Origin of the sequence: uncultured Cocleimonas sp. (assembly GCF_947495625.1) — a bacterium.
Lineage (GTDB): Bacteria > Pseudomonadota > Gammaproteobacteria > Thiotrichales > Thiotrichaceae > Cocleimonas.
This window is the reverse complement of record NZ_CANLZW010000005.1, coordinates 83,717-100,938: the sequence shown is the minus strand read 5'-3', so window position 1 is coordinate 100,938 and position 17,222 is coordinate 83,717. Positions and strand designations below refer to the sequence as shown.

General features: G+C 40.6%; 15 protein-coding genes. 3 read left to right on the top strand and 12 right to left on the bottom strand.

Going from position 1 to position 17,222, the window contains the following annotated elements; all coding sequences use genetic code 11:
- Positions 1–87: 87 nt before the first annotated feature.
- The 4 genes from Q1A31_RS04410 to Q1A31_RS04395 form a co-directional block, all read right to left on the bottom strand.
- Positions 88–1,908, bottom strand: coding sequence for a serine/threonine-protein kinase (locus tag Q1A31_RS04410; protein ID WP_299872922.1), 1,821 nt, complete (start codon positions 1,906–1,908; stop codon positions 88–90).
- A 425-nt stretch (positions 1,909–2,333) separates the two neighbouring features.
- Complete coding sequence (locus Q1A31_RS04405) at positions 2,334–3,356, bottom strand: lipid A deacylase LpxR family protein (protein WP_299872919.1); 1,023 nt, start codon at positions 3,354–3,356, stop codon at positions 2,334–2,336.
- 255 nt (positions 3,357–3,611) lie between these two features.
- Positions 3,612–6,776 (bottom strand): efflux RND transporter permease subunit, encoded by a 3,165-nt coding sequence (locus tag Q1A31_RS04400; protein ID WP_299872916.1) that lies wholly within the window; start codon positions 6,774–6,776, stop codon positions 3,612–3,614.
- Between the two features lie 6 nt (positions 6,777–6,782).
- The gene (locus Q1A31_RS04395) at positions 6,783–7,982 is read right to left on the bottom strand and encodes an efflux RND transporter periplasmic adaptor subunit (protein WP_299872913.1); all 1,200 of its coding nucleotides are present in this window, start codon (positions 7,980–7,982) and stop codon (positions 6,783–6,785) included.
- Positions 7,983–8,461: 479 nt separating this feature from the next.
- Here Q1A31_RS04395 and Q1A31_RS04390 point away from each other — a divergent pair, with 479 nt between their 5' ends.
- Complete coding sequence (locus Q1A31_RS04390) at positions 8,462–10,006, top strand: PAS domain S-box protein (RefSeq protein WP_299872911.1); 1,545 nt, start codon at positions 8,462–8,464, stop codon at positions 10,004–10,006.
- A gap of 136 nt (positions 10,007–10,142) precedes the next feature.
- The gene (fixJ, locus tag Q1A31_RS04385; protein WP_299872909.1) at positions 10,143–10,757 is read left to right on the top strand and encodes a response regulator FixJ; all 615 of its coding nucleotides are present in this window, start codon (positions 10,143–10,145) and stop codon (positions 10,755–10,757) included.
- 79 nt (positions 10,758–10,836) lie between these two features.
- On the opposite strand, the gene Q1A31_RS04380 is transcribed toward fixJ, so the two are convergent.
- Complete coding sequence (locus Q1A31_RS04380; protein ID WP_299872906.1) at positions 10,837–11,211, bottom strand: carboxymuconolactone decarboxylase family protein; 375 nt, start codon at positions 11,209–11,211, stop codon at positions 10,837–10,839.
- A gap of 510 nt (positions 11,212–11,721) precedes the next feature.
- Between Q1A31_RS04380 and Q1A31_RS04375 the strand changes: the two genes are divergently transcribed.
- Positions 11,722–12,126: a hypothetical protein gene (locus Q1A31_RS04375; protein WP_299872904.1), complete on the top strand. Its 405-nt coding sequence runs from the start codon at positions 11,722–11,724 to the stop codon at positions 12,124–12,126.
- 151 nt (positions 12,127–12,277) lie between these two features.
- On the opposite strand, the gene Q1A31_RS04370 is transcribed toward Q1A31_RS04375, so the two are convergent.
- From Q1A31_RS04370 to Q1A31_RS04340, 7 genes are read right to left on the bottom strand one after another with little or no spacing between them, the layout of a single operon-like run.
- Positions 12,278–13,186 carry a F0F1 ATP synthase subunit gamma gene (locus Q1A31_RS04370; RefSeq protein ID WP_299872902.1) on the bottom strand — a complete coding sequence of 303 codons (909 nt, stop codon included), beginning with the start codon at positions 13,184–13,186 and terminating at the stop codon, positions 12,278–12,280.
- An 8-nt stretch (positions 13,187–13,194) separates the two neighbouring features.
- A complete protein-coding gene (locus Q1A31_RS04365; RefSeq protein WP_299872900.1) occupies positions 13,195–14,766 on the bottom strand; it encodes an alternate F1F0 ATPase, F1 subunit alpha in 1,572 nt (523 codons plus the stop codon).
- Complete coding sequence (locus Q1A31_RS04360) at positions 14,759–15,532, bottom strand: hypothetical protein (protein ID WP_299872897.1); 774 nt, start codon at positions 15,530–15,532, stop codon at positions 14,759–14,761. The genes Q1A31_RS04365 and Q1A31_RS04360 overlap by 8 nt, the downstream gene beginning before the upstream one ends.
- Before the next feature lies 1 nt (position 15,533).
- Positions 15,534–15,812: a F0F1 ATP synthase subunit C gene (locus Q1A31_RS04355; RefSeq protein WP_299872895.1), complete on the bottom strand. Its 279-nt coding sequence runs from the start codon at positions 15,810–15,812 to the stop codon at positions 15,534–15,536.
- A gap of 21 nt (positions 15,813–15,833) precedes the next feature.
- On the bottom strand, positions 15,834–16,577 hold the full coding sequence (locus Q1A31_RS04350; protein WP_299872892.1) for a F0F1 ATP synthase subunit A: 744 nt from the start codon (positions 16,575–16,577) through the stop codon (positions 15,834–15,836).
- A 5-nt stretch (positions 16,578–16,582) separates the two neighbouring features.
- Complete coding sequence (locus tag Q1A31_RS04345) at positions 16,583–16,939, bottom strand: ATP synthase subunit I (RefSeq protein ID WP_299872891.1); 357 nt, start codon at positions 16,937–16,939, stop codon at positions 16,583–16,585.
- Complete coding sequence (locus tag Q1A31_RS04340; protein ID WP_299872888.1) at positions 16,929–17,222, bottom strand: AtpZ/AtpI family protein; 294 nt, start codon at positions 17,220–17,222, stop codon at positions 16,929–16,931. Before Q1A31_RS04340 ends, Q1A31_RS04345 begins: the two co-directional genes overlap by 11 nt.

Below are 17,222 nucleotides of genomic sequence, written 5' to 3'. Positions count from 1 at the left end.
GGTTAAAATTAACACTAACTTTAATTAAATCCTCCATATATTAACTTCATCACAGCCTAGTTTTCATAGTAATTATCGAGAAGAAGCTTATGATTTGCTACTTTGATTTAACTTAATTTTATTCTGAAGTTGTATAAGTTTCTCATTAAATGGTGAGATAACTAAGGCTTGGTTTAACAATTCATTGGCTTGGTATGCATCTTCATTTAAATTGATATTTATTTGTTTTTCAAAAACAAATAATAGCGAATTAATTTCTTTGATTGTATTCTCATTATGAGGATCAATGGTTAAAACTTTTTGGTAAACCTCAAGCGCATTTTTTCCTTTTGGTAATAAGTAGCGACCTGCTTGTATGTGCTTTTTAGCCTGATCATTTAACCCAAGGATGGTTTTCAATTGTACATCATTCAACTTTTCGTTTTTTCTCTCGAGTAAAACCTTAAGTTCAATTAATGACTCATGCTTACTAGAAACCTTTAATGCTTTATTTACTAATGTGGCTGCTTTATCTACTTCCATTGATTTAACTAAATTAAGGGCTAAAGAGTAATACCTATCCAGAACATTATTAAGCACTCGTTGCGCTTTTTTATTCTCAGGGGCCACATCTAAAATATTCTTTGAATATTCTGAAAGTTTATCTAGTTCTTTTTCTATCGCATCATGATATTTTTTTGGCTCGTATGATTTTTTTAAAAGATTATTTTTTGATGCCAAATTAAAAGTCTGTTTGCCAGAATCTGAAGCCGAAGTTATATCTACAACCTCTTTCTTGGGATCTTTGATATCTGTGTCTTGAATTCTAACAGCCTGTTCTGAAACTTTTTCTACAGGTTTTGTCTGTTCATCTCTTGCCTGAATAAAAGTAGCAGTAGTATTCGAAGAATTACCATCACCAAAATCTGTAAATTTGATTACACCAAATACTGTTATTCCAATCAAAGCTGCAGCTGCAAGCGAAATAGGTATTAATTTTCCTTTCTTTTTCTCAATATTCGTCTGTTGTTGATCAATAGCTGAAATATCAACAGCATAAGGCTTAGATATAGTCGTCTTATCAAAGTCATCATCAGCTAACTCTGGAATACGGTGAATAACAGTTTTATCCTGAGGATCAGACTCACTCACCGCCTTCACAAAATCATCTGCATTTTGATATCGATTTTCAGGCTCTTTTGCGAGAACCTTATCGATTACGGCTTGTAAATAGGCATACTCACCTTCCATAGTCGGTGGTGGTAAAGTTGTATGCTGATGAATCGCCTGTATAGTTGTATCAGCTTTAAATGCCTTACGCCCAGTCAGCATTTCATAAAAAATCAAACCAAGGCTATAAATATCAGAACGCTTATCTAGATCAGTTGTAACAACCTGCTCGGGACTCATATACTGGACCGTACCCATGGTATAACCCATTCGAGTTAATTCACCAGAAGTATCCTGTAACTTAGCAATACCAAAGTCAGTTAGAACAGCGGTTCCATCTGCTCTAAATAGTATATTTCCAGGTTTAACATCTCGATGAATATAGCCTTTATCATGGGCATACACTAAACCTGATGCTACTTGTTTAAGAATTCTAAAAGAATCCGGAAAGGATAATTTTCCCTTATTAAGTTTTTCTTTAAGCGTGTTACCACTTAAATACTCCATTGCCATGTAGAGAATTGTTTCATCAATGATACCAATATCATGAATTCGAACAATATTGGGGTGATCTAAACTAGCAATGATCGCCCCTTCACTCATAAAACTATTGCGAAAGTTTTTATCCCTTACCATCTCAGGCAACATTACTTTTAAAGCAACATTTCGCTTTAATAAATCCTGAACACCGAGATACACCGTGGCCATACCACCGTGACCAATCTCTTTATCTATTGTAAAACCGGGAATTTCTATCATAGATTTATTCTCTACTTAATCAACTATAGTACCTGAATATACACATGATCTTTATAAGAATAAAACCCTAGGACTAGTACATGTCTACTATTAATTAAGAATTCAATATTTTTTATATTGTTTTTAAAGAAGTAAACCAATGTATTTGGCTACTTAACTTTGATATTTTGCGAGAATTGAATAGCGCCTCATTATTAAATACTACTACTTTAGACGATCCTTATTTCGATAAACCAAATAGCTTGTTTACACAGAAAATGCCAGAAACCTGATCAACTGAACAATATTATATGGATGTGGGAGTTACTTAATTGAACCTTTCTTTGGTTGAGTGATTAGTTGAAATACAACTTTAAGCGATTATTTTTATAAGGTTTTTATACCTTGCAAAATATAAAACCCTACCCTTTCTGGAAGATCTATACTCAGTCAAAATAATACGAAACGTTTAAAGAACCGAAGTTGGCATATTTGTCTTGATCTTCGAATTCTTTAGAGCGCAATACATGGCTGTATGAAAGTCGTACATTATTGCGCTGATACGATACACCTAGTTGGGCGTCTAATATCAAGGGTTCTTTATCGACACTGTGACTATCTTTAAAGGTATTCCCATCGAGGAAAATATTGTGTGCAACAGCACGAGTTTCCAGGCCACCAAAAAAGTACCAGTTTTGTCCTTTTTTAGGACTAAAGTAAGCAGTACCGGGAAAACCCGGGTCGATATTTGGCGCCCCAAAATCAGCTTTTAAATTATCACCAAAACGGAACATCATACCTGCTCCAGCATAGGTATAGACATTTCCCAAGGCAACAACAGTATGAGGGGACCACGAATATTCCAGGCCATTGTTCAGGCTTCTAAAATGCTCATGTTTGCGGACATAAGTAGCCATCAAACCTAGCTCGTCATGTAATTGATTATCCCAGCCTTCAGCCGTTTCCGAGCCTGTCATTCGATGAACTTCTTCTTGAAAACTTCCTGCTTGAGATGAAGGCCCTACGATACCCACGGTGAATTCATAAGCATTTACGGCACGGTAATCAGCTTCATTCTTGAACACAGAAGCGATTGAAGCACTTCCGTATAACCACCCAGCATAAGGGCGATCATCTTCTATCACTTCACTGATTGAAATATCTTCAGGCGTGAATATTTTCTGTCCAATAGAATAGCCACCACCTTTATCTTCGCTTTCAATAAAGAAAGGAAGTTTATGACTAATATTATCAAGCCACTGCGGAGGAGAATTCCGTTTAGTTCGGTTTATCTCAAGACCACTGGTATAAAAACGATCATCACCCCCTGAGAGTAAATCGTTCTCTAATTGAACACTCCAATAAACGGGCTGTTTTGATTTATAATCTGTTGTCTCAGCATACAACTGAGGTGCCGCTAGCAGGCAAATAGCGAGTGATGCAAACTGGGGGGATAATTTGTTTTTCATTTATTTAAATCTTTCATTGTATTCAATATCACAACAGGGACTTTGAGAGGTTTAGTCACCCCCCTACTTTTGAATGATATTACGTTTTTGTTATTTAAAAACGTAAATAGAATTTATGCAGAGCAGGCAGTTTTTATTTATCAGTTACTACCGTCAATAACTGACGTCATTCAATGCCGTTATATAAACATATAACGGCATGATATCGTGAAACGTTTCTATTTTTTAAATAGATACAAAAGTAATAGCGAACTGTTACTTAGCGCTATCTTCTGACAATTCTTTCGCATCGAGAAGTTCTTCAGTTTCACCACCTCGGTGATACCAATCACCCTCACGCATACGCTGGAATACTACGTAAAGCATCGGAATCAGGAAGATACCCACTGTTGAAGCCGCAAGCATTCCCGAAAGAACCGGCAGACCTACCGCGTACATGCTATCGGCGCCCGGGCCCGTAGACGTAACCAGAGGAATAAGACTCACAATAAACGCAAAAGACGTCATCATAACCGCTCGGAAACGTTGATGTGCACCTGTCACCGCAGATTGAAGAATACTTTGACCTTCGGCGCGCCGTTCTAATGAGAATTCAATCATCAGAATGGCGTTCTTCGCCGCCAGTGCTATGAGCACGACGATACCTATCTGTGCATACAGAACAAAGGTTGAGCTCGTTAGCATTAACGCCAACATGGCTCCCAACATCGCCACTAATACCGACAAGAGTACCGGTATTGGAACGCTCCAGCTTTCATACAGTGCAACCAGGAATAAATAGGCAAAAAGTAACGCCAAACCTAAAACGATTAACGTCTGCCCTGATGACTTTTGTTGTTCAAGCGCTTGACCGGTCCATTCAAAACCATATCCATTCGGTAGCGTTTTTGCAGATAAGTCTGCCATCGCCTGCTGTGCTTCACCGTCACCAGCTCCCGCAGCAGCACTACCATTAATACTAATCGCACGATAGTTATTGTAACGAACCACTGTTCTTGGGCCGACGCCCAAAGTAGCGCGTGCAACCGTCGAAAGTGGAATCATTTCACCCGCACTATTTCTAATCTGTATTGCATAGATAGACTCAGGGCTGGTTCTGAATTCCTTTTCAGCCTGCATACGTACCGTCCAGGTGCGACCAAACATATTAAAGTCGTTGATGTAATATCCACCCAGTGTTGCCTGGAGTGCGGTAAATACATCCGCGAGATTCACACCCAGGGTTTGTACCTTGTCACGATCAATCTCTAGATTAATCTGTGGGGTAGACGCTTCATACGTTGAAAATACACGTGATAATTGTGGCGCCTGATTAGCGGCAACAACGATACCACGCATGGTCGCAGCCATTTCCGAAGGTTCCTGCCCCTGTAGACCTTCCAGTATAAATTCGAAACCACCCGCCTGACCGACACCTTGAATAGCAGGTGGATTAAGCGCAATGAAGAAACCATCCGGAATGGTAGACAACGATCCGAAAAAGCGTCTTACCACTGCTGTAGAATGCATGTCAGCTGATTCACGTTCCTCGTAATCTTTAAGACGCACGAATAACACACCGGCATTTGATGCCGCTCCGCCACCAAGCAAATCAATACCAACAACCGCGGTAACACTAGAAACCGCAGATTCCTTTTTGATCACTGCTTCTGCTTTCTGCGCTGCTAGCGTACTTCGATTAAGCGATGCACCCGGAGGCAGATTGAAGATTACCATGATGTAACCTTTATCCTCTGAAGGTAAAAAGCCACTAGGAGTAGACTGGAAAATACTAAAGTTTGCGTAGCCAACACCAAAAATGATAACCACGCCTAAAATAGCAACACGAACCAGACGCTTAACAATTGCCGCATAGCCATTTCCGACTTTATTGATACCATTTGTGATACTACGCATGATTCCGCGCGGCTGACCCGGCTTCAAAAATACTGCACACAATGCAGGCGATAAACTCAATGCATTGATTGCAGAGATTACCATTGCCGCAGAAATCGTAATCGAAAACTGACGGAATAAAACACCACTACTTCCAGAGAGGAATGCGACAGGAATAAACACCGATAACAACACCAGCGTTATCGCGATTATCGGCCCGGCAATTTCTCCCATGGCCTTGCTCGTCGCCTCCGCGGAGGTCAGTTCGGGGTTTTCTTCCATGACCCTTTCGACGTTCTCGACCACCAGTATGGCATCATCAACAACGATACCTATGGCTAACACCAGCGCAAGTAATGAGATGGTATTGACCGAATACCCAAACGCCAACAGAACCGCAAAGGTTCCTATGACAGCAACAGGAACGGCAATTAAAGGAATCAGTGTTGCTTTAAAACGACCAAGGAAAATAAACACAACCAAAGCAACCAAAGCAAACGCTTCAAGCAATGTGCCGATAACTCTTTCCATCATCGCAGATACAAATTCTGCGGTGCTGTAGATAAAGGCGTAACTCACACCATCAGGGAAACGTACCTGAAGTTCTTCCAGACGTTTAGATACAGCCGATGCCACTTCAACCGCATTTGCACCCGGAGAAAGGTAAATACCCACAGGCGCTGCTGGTCGTCCATCGTTGGTAGCGACGGTGTCAAAATTAGCCGCAGAAAGCTCGATCTTTGCTACGTCTTTTAAACGTACTTGAGAACCATCGGTTTGACTACGAAGGATGACATTGCCAAACTCTTCCGTTGATTTCAGACGTCCTTTGGTCGTAATAGTTAACTGCAAACGTTGATCTGAATTCAGCGGTGCTGCACCAATTCTACCAGCCGCAGCCTGCAAGTTTTGCGATTCAATCGCGGCAATCACGTCACTGGATGTCATTGAGAAATCAGCAAGCTTTTGCGGATCAATCCAGATACGCATGGAGTAATCACGCACACCAAATACAGAGGCATCACCTACGCCCGGCACACGCTTCAGCTCATCGAGTACATTCAAAGAGACAAAATTACTTAAGAATAATTGATCATGGCTGTCATCTGTTGATCGGAACATAAAGACTTGCAACATATCTGTTGAAACCTTAGATACCGTAACTCCAGTCGAGCGCACTTCCTGAGGTAAACGAGATTCCGCCTGATTCACCCGGTTTTGCACGTTAACCGTATCGATATCCGGATCAGTATCCAAATCGAAGGTTACGTTCAAGGAATATGAACCATCATTAGCGGATGTAGACTTCATGTAAGTCATACCCGTCACACCATTAATGGCATTTTCCAGCGGTTGAGCGACAGACTCTTCCACCGTAAGGGCATCAGCACCAGAATAGTTCGCCGTCACTCTCACCGTAGGTGGAGCGATATTCGGGTATTGAGATACTGGAATGACCAGAATTGAAATCAAACCCGCTAGCGTAATTATCAGCGAAATAACGATCGCAAGACGAGGCCTGCGTATAAAGAGATCGAAAATCATGACCGCTTATTCCTTTGTGCTTTTAATGTTGTCAGTAGTGGGCACTGCGCCACTTTGGTCTTCGGCCATTTGCGGTGAAACTTTTCCACCTGGCTTGGCCTTTTGATGACCACTGATAATGACTTTGTCACCCTCCTCAAGCCCAGAATCAATGACAATCAGTGATCCTTGCTGCTCACCCGTGGTGATGCGTTTAATCACAACTTTATCTTCAGCGTCTACCGCTAAAACATAAGTGCCTTGCTGGTCGAGTAAAAGCGCTGCCTGTGATACCACAAGTTTTCTTTCTGGTTGTTTTCTAATCACAGAAACCTGCACTAATTGCTGGTCAATCAACAGACGTTCCGGGTTAGGAATACTGGCACGTACTGTCACCGAATCTGTGGTTGAATTACCTTGTACATTTGTAAATTTGATGGTGCCTTTGTGCGCGTAAGTCGAACCATCAGGCAGTTCTAAACTGACATATACGCCGTCTGTTTTTCGTCCCGTTTTACGAATTTCAGTCATTAGCCACTGTGGCACAGGAAAAGAAACATACATCGGATCTTGAGAGACTAGTGTTACTAGAGCATTACTGTCTGGTCCTACCAGATTACCTACCGAGTAGGTGGTACGACCGACCAATCCATTCATTGGAGCGGTAATTCTGGTGTAACCCAGATTAAGTTTAGCGCTACTTAGTTCGGCTTCGCGAACTTGAACGTTTGCCTGCGCTTGCAATAGCGCAGATTGCGCATCATCCAGAGATGCTTGAGCCAACGTTCTTTGTTTTACCAGTTTGTTATTTCGATTAAATGTTTGCTGTGCCAACGTCAATGCGGCTTTGGCACTGGCAAGACTTGCCTCTGCCTGGCGTACTGTAATTTCAAAAGAGTCTCGCTCTATTTCAAACAGTACCTGCCCTTTTTTGACTTCACCACCTTCAACAAATGATTTCTTTTTCAGGTAGCCTTGCACACGTGCCCGTATTTGAACCGTATCTACTGCTTCAACGCGTCCGGTAAATGTTCTCTCTTCCGTGACGTCTTTAAATTTTGCCGCTTCAACAATAACCGTAGCGGGTGGAGGAGCCGCAGCCGGAGCCTTGGTTTCTGCACTGGTACTACTGCCACATCCAGAAAGCAAAAGTGAACCAAAAAGAAATAATAGGAAAAAGTGCAAACGAGTCTTGGCTGAAAAGCCGTGCTTAACTTGAATAGGCATTGTGATCATGGGTAATTTATAAAGACGTATAATGCTACAGCACAATCTAAAATGAAGTACGTACATGTACGTAGTTCTACATTAAATATTGTTAATAAAGTGAGCTATAAGCACTAAAATTGATCAAATCAAGTGATCTGATTAAAATAAAATATAATAATGACACCCCCCTACTTATAAGTGATTTTATGCGGCTGCGCCTTCCCTATGGGTAAGCATTAAATAGCAATGTTTATGTCTCGATAAATCTAGGCTCATTTCGTAGTTTGAAATGGCTTAAGGAACTTATACAGAGCTCAGGCACTTTTTTGATTTTCACCAACACGCTTGAATTATTAAGTAGATCACTACTATTCAGTCATCCTTTGGAAAATAGTGAATTCCGTTGACTTATATCCGTAAACTTCTTCATAGATCGTGTTTATAATTATTTTCATTAATTAATCCTAAAACACTGAGCACGTTTGAGTTATTTAAAGATGCCGAATACAAACCCTAAGTCAATATCGAGTAATCAAACAGAAGATCCAGCTTTTAATAGTATTGCTGAACATCTCCCCGGCATGATTTATAGAATTCAAAATAATGCTGATTGGAATACTTTATATCTTAGTAAAGGAACCTACGAACTTACTGGATATACAGCCGAAGAACTTATGAGTGAAGAAGGACCTACCCTTGCTTCATTAATCGTCGCAGAAGATTACGATCGTGTCTGGTTAGAAGGGCAAACAGCAATCAAACTAGAGCAACCCTACGAAATCACACATCGCATCAATACCAAAAGTGGTGAGCAGAAATGGGTTTTGTCTAAAGGCCAGGCAAAATACACGACTGAATATTACGAAAATTCAGAAGCTACTATCCCCGAACTGGTTGTCGAAGGTATTTTGTTAGATATAAATCTGCAAAAAGAAACTGAAATTGCCCTACTCAATAGTGAGAAGCGATTTCGTAAAATTGTAGATGGCTCTCTAGAAGGTATTTTAATTCATCGCGACTGGCAGCCAGTGTTTATTAATAAATCACTGGTAAAAATGCTTGGATATGATTCTGACGAGCAAATATATAATTTAGATTCGATGTCATCAATTATTGCGGCTCACGAAAGAGAACGTCTCAAAGCTTATGCTCAAGCACGTCTAGAAGGTGAAAAAGCCCCTAATAATTATGAGTTCGAAGCATTACATAATGATGGCAGCATACGCTGTCTGGAAGTTGAATCGAGTTTGATGGACTGGAAAGGAGAAACGGCAATATTAAGCACTTTGATTGATAGAACTGAAAAAAAACGCGCCATTGTCCAAGCCGAAAATCAGCGTCAGCAGTTAGCTCATATCAATCGATTAAATATGTTTGGTGAAATGTCGGCGGGTATTGCACATGAGCTCAATCAACCGCTTACTGCGATCGTTAACCGTTGTGCAGCGGCAAGAAACAGAATTAATAGTGAACAACCAAATCTTGAAAAAGTTAAAGAAGCATTAATTAGCATTCAGGAACAAGCGCAACGCAGTGGCGATATTATTAGCAATATGCGTGAAATGGTAAAAACCAAACAAAGTAAAAAACAGGAAATTGATATTGCCGAAATCATTCATTTTTGTATTACATTTATCAAAACTGAAGGTTTCTTTAAAAACACCTCGATTACAACAAATGTCACTGAAAACCTACCCAAAGTCATCGGTGATCCCATTCAAATTCAACAAGTGATACTAAACCTGATTCATAATTCCAGAGATGCGATGCAAGGCGTGAAGAATAATGATAGACATTTGACTATCTCTGCAATAAACCATGATGACCATGAGATACAGGTATCCGTTAGTGATTCTGGCACAGGCATCAGCCAGAAAGTAGAATCAGAATTATATCAATCATTCTTCACCACTAAAAAAGATGGCATGGGCATGGGCCTCTCTATTTGCCGAACCATTATCACTGCACATAAAGGTCGCCTCTGGTTTAGTCGAAATGCACAGCAAGGTGTTACCTTTCGGTTTACCTTGCCGACTGTTTAGAAGAAACTAGTTTAAACTACTTGGTTAAACAGCATAGAAAGATAACTTTTTATAAGTAACTTTAACCTTAGAAAAAACGCTAGAGTTAAAGCAAATTTGAATTTAGAAACTAGGAATTACAAGAGGAAAACTAATTATGGCTGATAATGAAGCCACAGTATTCATAGTCGATGATGATAATGCAGTAAGAGAATCACTCGCTGACTTAATGGACTCGGTTGGCATCAAAGTCAAAACGTTTGCCAATGCGAATGATTTTCTCGCCAGCTATTCTTCCGACAGTATTGGCTGTTTAGTATTGGATATTCGCATGCCAGGCATGAGTGGATTAGAGTTACAACAAGAACTAAATAGACGTGAAGCCTTTTTACCAGTGATACTCATCACAGGTCATGGTGATATACCTATGGCCGTTCAGGCGATGCGACAAGGTGCGCTCGACTTTCTACAAAAGCCTTTTCGTGATCAGGAATTACTGGATCGAATTAATCATGCTTTAAATAGTTGCAACAAGCAGCATGATGACCAACAACAAACGCATGATGTTAAAAAACATATTCATAATCTCACACCGCGAGAGCATCAGGTAATGGAGATGATCGTTGAAGGCAAAGCGAACAAAGTGATCGCGATTGATCTGGGATTAAGCCAACGCACTATCGAAGTACATCGAAAGAACGTGATGCAAAAACTGGAAGCTCGCTCACTAGCAGAATTGGTAAGGATTGTTACACAAACAGGTCTGGCTTAGTAAAAACCAGACCTGTTGTTAGCATCAAACTTTTTAGATAAAAAATACTAAATGGTGTTAATCGACCAAATTTTCTCGATCACACTTTTTCAATCAAACCTTCGAACTGATCCATCGCTTCAATAACATGCGTTGCATACATCACGCTGGGCCCACCACCCATAAGTACTGCCACACCTAGCGCATCCGTAATTTCTGCTCGGGTTGCGCCCGCTTGCATCGCATCATGGGTATGAAATGCAATACAACCATCGCAACGCGCCGTTACTGCTATGGCTAATGAAATAAGTTCTTTGGTTTTAGTATCTAAGGCACCCTCTGCAGAACCTGCCGCGTGAAGTGCGCCAAAGGCTTTCATTACATCCGGCTGATCGTTAGATAAAACACCCATATTCCCTTTAATTTTTTCTAACTGTTGAGGGTAAGTCAATGTGCTGGGTAGTTCGCTAGTCATTTTAATCTCCTTAACTTCACGTGTTTAAATAGCTAATCATTTAAGTTAAATACTAATACTAACTAACCGTTATTTCGTTGAGATAGGTTATGAAAATTGGAGATACCCGCATTTTTTTGCTGAACCTATTGTTGATTTTGATAGAAGTTTTTTGATCTTTTACTAGATAACAGGAATTGGAAAATCGTATTAAAATAATTGAAAGTACACCCCCCTACTTTGAATGATATTAGGTTTTTGTTTTCTAAAAACCTAAATAGAGCCGAGCTTGCGAGACAAAAGCTTTAGCTGACCCTTTAGGGTGAGGCGTAGCCGAATAATTTATGCAGAGCTAGGGGCTTTTTTGCTATTCAAACAAAGTCATTTACACAGAATCGATCTAAGTCTTTCGCCTTCTTATGTAATCGCCTTCGCTAAATACTTAAGTCGGTACGCACATCTACGGATTAAAAAGATCTTTCCTAAACCATACAATTTAGCTGAGGAATTAAATTTATATGAGGAATTATCATGAAAAAAATGACAATGGTGATGTGTGTTTTATCGGCTATAAGCCTTAATGCATGTACGCAATACAAGAGCATGAAATATGAGAAACAAAAAGAGCAACTAATCGAGGAAACTATTAATGCGACAGATCCGAGCGATCGTGCGGCAATCATCACCAGTAAAATGGTTGAAGCGCTTGGTCTGAATGAAGCACAAAGAATTAAAGTATCTCTACTCAACGAAGACTTTTCGAATCGTTATAGTTTTCTTGCTGCTTCTAACAACCCTAAAATTAACAAACGTAAAGAATTCATAAAACTAACCGATGAGAAAAACCTAGAGCTCAAAAAGGTTTTGAATAATGCTCAGGTAACAAAGTGGAATAAAATTCGAAAAGAATTTTGGGATGAATATCGTATTCTTTAAATAACCATATTTTTAAATAATCGTATGCTTTTAATAATCGTATGCTTTAAATAATAGCAATCACAACACACCAAGGTTTCAGGTGTGTTGTGATTTGTATATTTGAAATCTTCTCTTAATCTATAAAAGAGTAATGAGTAAAAATGCTATTCTATTTTTTCTTATTTTTCTTCTTTTCTTTCTTGTTGTCTGACATCGCTTCAAAGCTTGCAATAATGTCGAGCAATTCATTCGTTATAATATCCTGACGCGCTCGACGATACTCCCCACCTAATTCTTCTATATGCTCATCAAGGTTTTTCTCTGCGGCTTGCATCGCCGTTAGGCGACTACCATGTTCGGCAGATTGACTTTCAGCACAGGCACGAAATAGTGAAATAAAGAAATATTGGTTTAGTAACGATGAGAGTAACTTATCTCGATCCATTGTATAGGTGGGCAAGCTAGTGCCAGGCCATTCCTTTATATCAAACTTACTAAATTTATCTAATTGCAAAGGCAGCAAATGAAATCTGGTTGGATGATATAAGGCTCTATTTTTAGGGCGATTATGATAAAGAAAGAGATTCTTAATCCCCTGGTTTTCTCTCCATTCTTCAATACGAATCAATATTTGCTGAATTGCGGAGCTAATCTGATTAGCACCTCCTGGTAAGGTCAGTACTTCATCAGCGGGCTGTTCTGCTCGTTCCAGTAGATCACCCGCTCGAAGACCCAAACACAGAATTTTTGGCTTAACATCAATTGAAACAGATTTGAAATGCGCCAGCATATATTCCGTAATATCTTCATTAAAACGACCACACATACCATGATCAGAGCCAAATACGACTGCAGCCATGGCTCCACTGGGTGATGAGCTTCTATGTATCGGATTTATTTCATCACGCATCACAACCCGTAAGCCAAGCTCTACGGTATGCCAATAATCCGTCAGCGATTCTATGGATTGTTCATACTGATGAATATTCGACGCAGACAACGCCTTCATGGTTGCAACAATATTGTGCAACCCTTCCATGCTTTTGATTTGTTGCTGTAAGCGTTCAGGCGTTTCCATGACTTGTATTACTTTTTGATAATTTCAGTTAGGAAATCGACCAGGGATTGCCAATCATCATCAGTGAGTTTTTCACCTGACTCGACCTTAGTTGCAAGTGGTTTCATTTGATCTTCTAGTGCATTCGCAATATTTTTCTGTGCTTCTAATAATTGCTTGAGTTCTAACTCATCGAACAAACCTTCATTAACGGCTTTGAGCATGGCAATTTGCTGAATAACCGTCAGTGGTTGATGTTCTGCTTGCTTCAATACTTCGCGCACACGCCGACCTCGATTGATTGCAGCCTGACTCTCAGCATCAAGTCGCGTAGCAAAACGCGCAAAGGTTTCAAGTTCTTCAAACTGTGAATAGGCTAATCGAAGATCACCCGCTACCGCTCTATAGGCGGGTAATTGCGCTTTACCGCCAACACGCGAAACAGATTTCCCGGTATCAACTGCGGGTAATAATCCCTTGCGAAATAACCCGGGTGATAAGTAAATCTGGCCATCGGTAATCGACACTAAATTGGTAGGGATATAGGCTGAAATGTCTTCCGCCTGCGTTTCAATGATAGGCAGTGCCGTCAAAGAACCACCACCTAACGCTTCACTCAATTGTGTAGAGCGTTCAAGTAAACGTGAATGGATATAAAAGATATCACCGGGAAAAGCTTCACGGCCTGGAGCACGTCTCAATAACAATGACAATTCGCGATAAGCACGAGCATGTCGAATTAAATCATCATAAACAATCAGTACATGTTTACCCTGATCACGAAACCATTCAGCCATGGTAGTCGCCGCATACGGCGTCATATATTGTAGTCCAGGCTGGTCTTCACCAGATGTAACTACCACGATTGTTTGTTCCAGCATCTCCGCGTCGCGCAGTGTTTCTACAACTCTGGCAACGGCTGTACCGCGCTGTCCTATGGCGCAATAAATACAGATCATCCCTGTGCCACATTGATTAATAATCGTATCCACTGCCACTGAGGTTTTGCCCGTCTGGCGGTCACCTACGATTAATTCACGTTGACCATGACCAATAGGAATTAACGCATCTATGGATTTAATGCCGGTCTGCAATGGTACTTTTACGGGAGCCCTATCCATAATTTCCGGGGCTTCGCGTTCCATTGGCATGCGTTTGTTAATTTTTAGCGGTGCACCACCGTCCAGTACTTTACCCGTCGCATCTATTACACGACCTAATAAAGCATCACCCACGGGTGTATCTGCGATATGCCCTGTTCGTTTAACGGATGCACCCGCTTTAATTAAAGGATCATCTCCCAGTAATATTACGCCTATATCATCCTCCTCAAGATTAAGCGCAATACCGACTACATTTCCCGGAAATAATAGAATTTCTTCGGCCTGGGTTTTGGGTAAACCCTCTACTCGCGCAATACCACCACCTACGGAAGTGATAATACCCGTTTCTGTCAGAATCAAATCGGGGGACGGCTTAGACAGTGCTTCGTCGTATACCGATCCTACTTGACCAAGCGTTTGCTGTATATTTAGTTTCAGGTCGTCATTTATAGGCTCGCTTGGCGCTAAACTATTAGTTTCTAAATTCGTATCAGACATTAGTCTTTGACCCGTAATCAGAATTAAAATCAAAGCTTTCTAACAGGCGCTGGTCAAATTTTTGAAGGTATTCATCGATATTCCAGCCTACTTGATATCCACCTGTATCCAGAGAAATACCACAGAGTAAATCACTGGATACCTTGTAATTCACCGTAGCTGAATCATTAATAGTTTCGTGAATGGCAAGCGTGATCTTTTGTTTGGTATCAGAGTCAATTTCAAAAGCCGTGACGACATGAATTTCATCAGTTGAACCTTTTAAATTCTTCAGTAATTCATCATCCAAACCACGCAAACGCTTAAGAAAAATAGAAATTATCTGTGCTTCAAAAGTACTGTCAGATAAATCCCCAAATACACGCCGCCCAGTATCCTGAATAGCCTTTACCGTTGTTTTACTTAAGTCATCAAGATAGTTTTTTTGCTCTTGATGCAGCTGTTTTTGCCATAAACTCTTTTGTTGTTGTACGTCTTTACGTGCTTCTTCTTCCAGCGCGACACGCTTTTGCTGTGCGGCAGCTTCCGCTTCTTGTAATAACGTTGCTTTGTCGTGTTCCAGTGCCTTAATTTTACTTTCGTAATCTTGCGTGGTTAATTGAGCATTATGCTCACGTGCTTTGGCTTCATTTATATTATCCGCGATACTTTTCTCTCGTCGATCCATCGCATCAATGATTGGCTTATAAAGAAAATGTTTTAACAGCCACACCAACACCAGAAAGTTGACGATCTGAGCACTAACTGTCAACCAGTCGATTTCCATCTCAGTTGCCTGCTGCCGTTTTTGCGTATTCCCAGAAAGGGTTTGCGAAGATCAGAATCATTGAAACCACAAAACAATAAATAGCCACTGATTCAATCATCGCCAATCCTACAAACAGTGTTCGGGTTATGGTGTTGGATGCGTCTGGCTGCTGGGCAATAGCATTCAGTGCCTGAGCAACGGCACGTGCCTCTCCGAATGCAGGCCCTATAGAACCGATAGCGATTGTTAGGCCTGCCATAATAATTGACGCTACGGCGATGATACTTAAACTGTCCATTGATATTCTCCTTTTCTAAATTTAATTAGGATTCGGTTTTGGTTTAGATTCGGGTTTGTCTTTGCTAGCTGATTCATTTGACTCGTTCGTTTTGGCTTTTTCATGAGCAGCAGTAGCTGACGCAATGTAAACCATCGCCAGCATGGCAAATATATATGCCTGAACAGTGCCTGTAATCAGCCCAAGCAATTGCATAACAAGCGGGAAGAAAAACGGAGTCAGACTCAATAAGATGCCTACAATTACGGTGCCACTCATGATATTTCCATACAGCCTTACTGCCAAAGAAATGGTGCGAGTGAGTTCTCCAATAATATTGAATGGCAACATTAAAAACGTTGGTTGGACATATTGTTTAAGGTAGCCACCTATTCCATCACTGGCTATACCAAATAACGGCACTGCAACAAACACACTGATTGCCAATGCTGTCGTTGTGGATAATGAGCCAGTAGGAGCGACAAATCCTGGTATTAATTCCAGCAGGTTGGAAGTCAAAATATATAAAAATAAAGTACCAATAAAAGGTAGAAACCGGCTGGCATCCTGACCACTGACATCTCTAATTTGATCATTAATGGTAGTTACCACGACTTCTAGCATGTTCTGCCAGCGCGGAATTTCTGCCTCAATCGTCAATTTTCGAGTTATCAACCAGGAACCACCTACCAGTAAAATCATAACTACCCAGGTGAATACAATCGTAGCGTTAATATGTAACCATTCCCATTGCCAATAAACAGTTTGATCAGGAGTAATATTCATAACGGCTATACGTTCTCTATAGGTTCTGACTTAACAGATTCTGACGTAAGCACTTCTGGCTTATAATGTCTGCTAAGAATAAAGCGAACCAATGTAAGCCCCACTAACGCTATCAATAAACCCTGCCAACCAACTTTCAGCATAATCAGATAAAAAATAGACATCACAAATGCCATCCGTAACAGCAAACTGGCTAGCATCAATAATGCCGGGTTATTACTGGTTGGTAGTCGTTTAAGCGTTAGCCACAGACCGAGAAAATAGACAAAGCCCGCAAACCCACCTATAAACAAAGCAACCAGCCAGCCTAATATATTCAAAGATGTACTCATCGATTCCATATTTAAAGACTCAATCATCATTACTTTCCTTTTTTACCCAAATCCAGGCATTAATACAGCCAATTATTAGCCCAATAATGAGCAGATTTAATGTCCATGAAACTGGCCCAGGCCAGCGTTCGTCAATCCATACACCCAATGCAACACCTATCAAGGTAGGAACAACCACAGCCCAACCAACCAGACCAAACATTCCCAAGCCAAACCAGACTGAACGATGTTTTTCCCGTTGCGCACGAAGCTTGAGATCTGCTTTGCGATTGACAGAATCCTCAAAGCTTTCTTCTGGTTTCTGCTTATTCAT

What these genes read in the sequence shown, in the direction of transcription:
- Q1A31_RS04365 (WP_299872900.1), bottom strand. Translation starts at nt 14,766, where the DNA reads ATGTCTGATACGAATTTAGAAACTAATAGTTTAGCGCCAAGCGAGCCT.
- Q1A31_RS04355 (WP_299872895.1), bottom strand. Translation starts at nt 15,812, where the DNA reads ATGGACAGTTTAAGTATCATCGCCGTAGCGTCAATTATTATGGCAGGC.
- Q1A31_RS04360 (WP_299872897.1), bottom strand. Translation starts at nt 15,532, where the DNA reads ATGGAAATCGACTGGTTGACAGTTAGTGCTCAGATCGTCAACTTTCTG.
- Q1A31_RS04350 (WP_299872892.1), bottom strand. Translation starts at nt 16,577, where the DNA reads ATGAATATTACTCCTGATCAAACTGTTTATTGGCAATGGGAATGGTTA.
- Q1A31_RS04375 (WP_299872904.1), top strand. Translation starts at nt 11,722, where the DNA reads ATGAAAAAAATGACAATGGTGATGTGTGTTTTATCGGCTATAAGCCTT.
- Q1A31_RS04380 (WP_299872906.1), bottom strand. Translation starts at nt 11,211, where the DNA reads ATGACTAGCGAACTACCCAGCACATTGACTTACCCTCAACAGTTAGAA.
- Q1A31_RS04345 (WP_299872891.1), bottom strand. Translation starts at nt 16,939, where the DNA reads ATGATGATTGAGTCTTTAAATATGGAATCGATGAGTACATCTTTGAAT.
- Q1A31_RS04400 (WP_299872916.1), bottom strand. Translation starts at nt 6,776, where the DNA reads ATGATTTTCGATCTCTTTATACGCAGGCCTCGTCTTGCGATCGTTATT.
- Q1A31_RS04370 (WP_299872902.1), bottom strand. Translation starts at nt 13,186, where the DNA reads ATGGAAACGCCTGAACGCTTACAGCAACAAATCAAAAGCATGGAAGGG.
- fixJ (WP_299872909.1), top strand. Translation starts at nt 10,143, where the DNA reads ATGGCTGATAATGAAGCCACAGTATTCATAGTCGATGATGATAATGCA.
- Q1A31_RS04410 (WP_299872922.1), bottom strand. Translation starts at nt 1,908, where the DNA reads ATGATAGAAATTCCCGGTTTTACAATAGATAAAGAGATTGGTCACGGT.
- Q1A31_RS04395 (WP_299872913.1), bottom strand. Translation starts at nt 7,982, where the DNA reads ATGCCTATTCAAGTTAAGCACGGCTTTTCAGCCAAGACTCGTTTGCAC.
- Q1A31_RS04405 (WP_299872919.1), bottom strand. Translation starts at nt 3,356, where the DNA reads ATGAAAAACAAATTATCCCCCCAGTTTGCATCACTCGCTATTTGCCTG.
- Q1A31_RS04390 (WP_299872911.1), top strand. Translation starts at nt 8,462, where the DNA reads ATGCCGAATACAAACCCTAAGTCAATATCGAGTAATCAAACAGAAGAT.
- Q1A31_RS04340 (WP_299872888.1), bottom strand. Translation starts at nt 17,222, where the DNA reads ATGAATAAGCAGAAACCAGAAGAAAGCTTTGAGGATTCTGTCAATCGC.